Origin of the sequence: uncultured Algibacter sp. (assembly GCF_905480415.1) — a bacterium.
GTDB lineage: Bacteria > Bacteroidota > Bacteroidia > Flavobacteriales > Flavobacteriaceae > Algibacter_B.
The window spans coordinates 1-2,837 of record NZ_CAJQQI010000030.1 but is presented as its reverse complement, the minus strand read 5'-3'; the positions used below and the strand labels follow the sequence as shown (position 1 = coordinate 2,837).

The window sequence follows — 2,837 nt, the reverse complement described above, 5'->3', positions numbered from 1 at the left end:
TATCAATCCTAGCGATAAATATCTATTGGTCCCTTCTTCTCTATAAACAAAAGCACTAGTCCCCAGAATCATCCCTTGATTAATTAGCTTTTTCGCATACTCATCAACAGGCACAACACCTTTATCGAATAAAAACTTTTGCCAAAAACGCGAGTACAATAAATGTCCCGTAGCATGTTCGCTTCCACCGATGTATAAATCGACATCTCCCCAATAATCCATAGCTTCTTTTGAAGCCATTTCTTTTTGGTTATCAGGATCCATATAACGAGTAAAATAGAATGAACTTCCTGCCCACCCGGGCATTGTATTTAACTCTAATGGATAAATATTTTCGTCATCAATTAAATCATTTGAAACAACTTCATTTTTCAAAGTATCCCAAGCCCAAACGGTGGCATTTCCTAATGGCGGTTCGCCAGTTTCCGTTGGTAAATATTTTTCAACTTCTGGAAGCTTTATTGGTAAGTGTTCTGCTTCAATCATTTGTGGCATCCCATTTACGTAATACACAGGAAATGGTTCACCCCAATAACGCTGCCGACTAAATACAGCATCACGCAAACGGTAATTCGTTTTTCCTTCACCTTGATCAATTTGCTCCAATTCGTAAATAGCACGTTTGGTCGCTTTTTTATAGTTCATCCCGTTTAGGAAATCACTGTTTCCAATTACGGTTTTTTCTTTATCTGAATACGCTTCTTCTGATATATCAACACCCTCAAAAATATTAGGAATTGAAATATTAAAATGTTTTGCGAAATCATAATCACGTTGGTCGCCACATGGCACAGACATAACTGCTCCTGTTCCGTAGCCTGCTAAAACGTAATCGCCAATCCACACTGGAATTGGTTCTTTTGTAAATGGATGTTCTGCATAAGCACCTGTAAAGGCTCCTGAAATGGTTTTTACATCTGCCATTCTATCACGTTCACTGCGTTTTGCAGTGGCAAGAATATAGGCTTCAACCGCAGGTTTTTGATCTGAAGTTGTTATTTTTGAGACTAACTCGTGTTCTGGCGCGAGTGTCATAAAACTAACTCCGAAAATAGTATCAGGCCTTGTAGTAAACACATCAATAACTGCATCGTGGTCGTTCACATTAAAAGTAACAGACGCTCCAATCGATTTCCCAATCCAGTTACGCTGACTTTCCTTTAAAGAATCTGTCCAATCAATTTTATCTAAACCTTGAAGTAAACGTTCTGCATAAGCTGAAATACGCATACTCCATTGGGTCATTTTTTTTCGAATTACGGCATGCCCGCCGCGCTCTGAAACACCGTTTACAATTTCATCGTTTGCCAAAACCGTTCCTAAAGCTGAGCACCAGTTTACTTCGGTTTCAGCTAAATAGGTTAATCTATATTGTAATAATATTTTTTGTTGCGCTTCTGAAGACATTCCATTCCAATCTTCAGCAGAAAAAGATTCAATAGTATCATCACAAACCGCATTAACGTTTCCGTTTCCTTGAGAGGCAAAAATCGTTTCTAGTACTGAAATATCTTCAGCTTTATCTACATCATTATTATACCAAGAATTGAACAATTGAATAAAAATCCATTGTGTCCATTTGTAATAACTTGGGTCGGATGTTCTTACTTCACGAGACCAATCAAACGAAAATCCAATTTGATCTAATTGACGACGATAAGTTTTTATATTTTCGGCAGTTGTAACCGCTGGATGCTGCCCGGTTTGAATCGCATATTGTTCCGCAGGCAATCCAAAACTATCATATCCTTGAGGATGCAACACATTAAATCCTTGATGGCGTTTGTAACGTGCATAAATATCAGAAGCTATATACCCTAACGGATGCCCGACATGTAACCCTGCACCACTTGGATAAGGAAACATATCCAAAACATAATATTTTGGTTTATCACTGCCGTTTACAGCCTCAAAGGTTTGATTTTCTGCCCAATACTTTTGCCATTTGGCTTCTATCTCATTGAAATTATATGTCATTGTCATGAATTCCGCTTAATAAGGCGCAAATTTACGCTTTATATACAAACTTAAAAACCTTTTATTTTTAATAGTTTATTCAATAAAAAACAAGGCTATTTTAATAATATACATTTACTTTTGATGCCTTAAAACCAAGGTATTGAATTCAAATATTTACAAAGCTCATATTGCGCTTCTGGGCGCTAATTTAATATACGGTGCAAACATCAAAGTGTGCACATGCACACTTTGAGAGCATATCATTGTATGTGAGAGATTGCTGACAAACCTGAATGGCCGTCGCCATTTTGGCTCAAGTAAAACAAGCTGCATTTGCATTTGTGCTGTTTGCTTTACATGGTAGCGGAGCGGGTCCTGTGACCTACTTTGCTTTCCTGCAGTGCTGCTAGCTGTTGCCATTTTTTCTGCGTCTCTTCGAGCAGATGGCGTTCCCGGCGGGCATGTTTGCGCACCTTACTGCGGACGAACAACAGTATTTGAATCAGCAGCGACTTTCAATGGAGGCGATGCAGCAGACGATTGCTGGGCTGACGACCGCAGGCGCCACAAGGTCTGGTACAGGTGGTAGGGGATCTGGTTCGGGAAGGGATGGGGATGAGAGGGGCAATGGGCTTTTAAATCGAAAGGACTTCACTTTGGTGGATAAGTTTGAAGGAAATCCAGCCAAGTATAAAAGTTGGATGTTCGATTTTACAACTGCCCTGTGTTCTGTGAATCGTGAACGCACTGGGCAAGTGCGAGATTTGTTAAAGCACAGACCCAAAATTGCCATGGTGGGGGGCAAGTGGGAAGTCCCAAATAATTTTGAATTGGGAGACGATTTGGATGGGCCCTCAAACCACACAAAGTATAAAGGT

At 39.8% G+C, this 2,837-nt stretch carries 2 protein-coding genes; one reads left to right on the top strand and one right to left on the bottom strand.

Translation table 11 applies throughout. The annotated features are described in order from the left end of the window. Window positions 1-1,977 (bottom strand): class I tRNA ligase family protein (locus tag QZ260_RS02935; RefSeq protein WP_295982541.1); only part of this gene is annotated, 1,977 nt, incomplete at its 3' end. A 638-nt stretch (window positions 1,978-2,615) separates the two neighbouring features. Here QZ260_RS02935 and QZ260_RS02930 point away from each other — a divergent pair. Further along, window positions 2,616-2,837, top strand: a 222-nt coding sequence (locus QZ260_RS02930; protein ID WP_295982540.1) for a hypothetical protein, incomplete at its 3' end; no start/stop codon positions are given.